This window comes from Streptosporangium sp. NPDC002607, assembly GCF_053592655.1.
Genome location: NZ_JBSFWD010000157.1, coordinates 1 through 2,001, shown reverse-complemented (window position 1 = coordinate 2,001; position 2,001 = coordinate 1). Strand labels below are relative to the sequence as shown.

2 protein-coding genes and 1 pseudogene are annotated in these 2,001 nt (G+C 69.5%); 1 reads left to right on the top strand and 2 read right to left on the bottom strand.

All coding sequences use genetic code 11. The features are described from left to right. Both ACWD3H_RS47610 and ACWD3H_RS47605 read right to left on the bottom strand, forming a co-directional pair. Window positions 1-204 (bottom strand): annotated as a pseudogene (locus ACWD3H_RS47610) (hypothetical protein); the annotation flags it as partial. 8 nt (window positions 205-212) lie between these two features. After that, window positions 213-935, bottom strand: a complete 723-nt coding sequence (locus tag ACWD3H_RS47605; RefSeq protein ID WP_451959797.1) for an SDR family oxidoreductase — start codon at window positions 933-935, stop codon at window positions 213-215. A 101-nt stretch (window positions 936-1,036) separates the two neighbouring features. Between ACWD3H_RS47605 and ACWD3H_RS47600 the strand changes: the two genes are divergently transcribed. Continuing rightward, window positions 1,037-1,873 (top strand): helix-turn-helix transcriptional regulator, encoded by an 837-nt coding sequence (locus ACWD3H_RS47600; RefSeq protein WP_451959796.1) that lies wholly within the window; start codon window positions 1,037-1,039, stop codon window positions 1,871-1,873. Window positions 1,874-2,001 lie beyond the last annotated feature (128 nt).

Below are 2,001 nucleotides of genomic sequence, written 5' to 3'. Positions count from 1 at the left end.
GCCCTCGGACAACCGTTCACGGACGGTCCTCTCCGCCGCGTCCGGGTCGGTACCGATCAGGCACGACACCGCGTCGAAACCCGCCGCCCGCAGAGCCGCGTCGCTCTGCTCGATCCGTGCGGTGAGCGTCGCCTCATCGAGGCCCGGATGCCGGGTGTAGTCGATCGCGTTCGGATGTAGCCCGATCGTCAGAATCGTTGCCATCTTCGCTCCTACCAGGGGACGGGGCCGTTACGGTCGAAGAAGCCTCCGGTGGGCCCGTCAGGGTCCAAAGTGGCCAACCTGATGATCGCATCGGCCCCCTCGGCGACGGTGTGGACACCCGTGTGATGGTTCATGTCGGTGGCGGGGTTGCCCGGATCCGCGGCGTTGACCTTGAACCCGGGCAGCGCTCGGGCGTACTGGGACACGATCATGTTGAGCGCCGCCTTCGACGAGGCGTAGTCCAGGGCCAGGAAGCCGGACTCGGGGCGGGTGGGGTCACCGGCGTGTGTCAGCGAGGCGAGACCGCTGGACACCATGACGACGCGGGGCTGTTCCGACTTCCGAAGCAACGGCAGGAACGCGTGTGTGACCCGTACCTGACCGAACACGTTGACCTCGTACAGCTCCCGTAGCGCGTCGGCGCCCATGTCGGCCGGATCCAGCAACGGGCCACCGACTCCGGCGTTGTTGACCAGCACATCCAGGTGATCCACGCGGCCGGAGACGGCCCTCACGGCCGCCGCCACGGACTCGTCCGAGGTCACGTCGAGTTCGACGAACTCGACATCGAGCCCTTCACCCGCCAGTGTGTCCGCGGCGTGCATGCCGCGTTCCCGGTCCCGGGCGGCCAGCAGGACCAGCCATTCTCTCCCGGCCAGGCGGCGTACGGTCTCCCGGCCCAGTCCCTTGTTCGCTCCGGTGACCAGCGCCACCGTCCTCATGTCCGTCATGGGGTCGATCGTCGGTGTGCGCGTCCGGGCACGCCAGGACCGCTGAGGCATGGGACCCGCGGTACCACCCGGCCGCGCGGTCCGTGCGACATCATCGAGGAGTGGACCGAGCCGAACTCGCCGAAGTACTCCGCACAGCCCGGGCCCGGGTGCGACCGCAGGACGTCGGGCTGCCGTCGGGCACTCGCCGCCAGGTGCCGGGCCTGCGCCGGGAGGAAGTGGCCATGCTCGCGAGTCTGAGCGTCGACTACGTGGTCCGGCTTGAACAGGGGCGCGGGCCGCGGCCTTCGAGCCAGGTCATCGCCGCGTTGGCCCAGGCGCTGCGGCTCGACGACGATGACCGCGACCTGGTGTTCCGGCTTGCCGGTCACGAGCCGCCTCAGGCCGGACGCGTCGCGACGGTCATCCGGCCGAGCGTGCTCCGGCTGCTGGACCGCATGGCGGATCTGCCCGTGCTGGTGCTGTCGGCCAAGGGCGACGTGCTGGCCTGGAATCCCCTTGCGGCGGCGCTTCAAGGCGACATGTCCGCGTGGCCGCAGCGGCAGCGGAACCTCATCTGGCAACGTTTTCTCGGTAGTAGTCGCTGCCAGGTCGCCGCGGGTCCGGGCGAAGACGACGCGGCCGCTCGCGCCTCGGTCGGCACGCTCCGTGCCGCCCAGGCCCGTTACCCCAATGACCCCGAACTGGCGCGAATGATCACAGGACTGCGTCGTGGCAGCCCGCGATTCGACGAGCTGTGGCGGGAGGGACGGTCCTCCCCATGGCGTACCGCGACCAAGAGCATCGCCCATCCCGAGCTGGGGACCATCACGCTCGATTGCGACACCCTTCTGCTCCCGGACAGCGACCAGACCGTGCTCGTGTACTCGGCCGAGCCGGGAACCCCCGAGGCCACGGCGCTCGACATGCTACGGGTGACCGGGCTGCAGCTTTTCTGAGGCGCCGCGGACGGATCCACGAAAGATCGAGGCTAGGCCCTGTCCTGCGGATCTTTTGCCTACTGCGGTCGGTCAGGCGGCGCCTCGCCGCGTTGTCGTCGGTCACCGCAGCACGCTGCGGCTCCCTC

Bases quoted from the DNA above. Each gene is read 5' to 3' on its own strand.
- ACWD3H_RS47605 (WP_451959797.1), bottom strand. From the start codon at position 935: ATGACGGACATGAGGACGGTGGCGCTGGTCACCGGAGCGAACAAGGGA.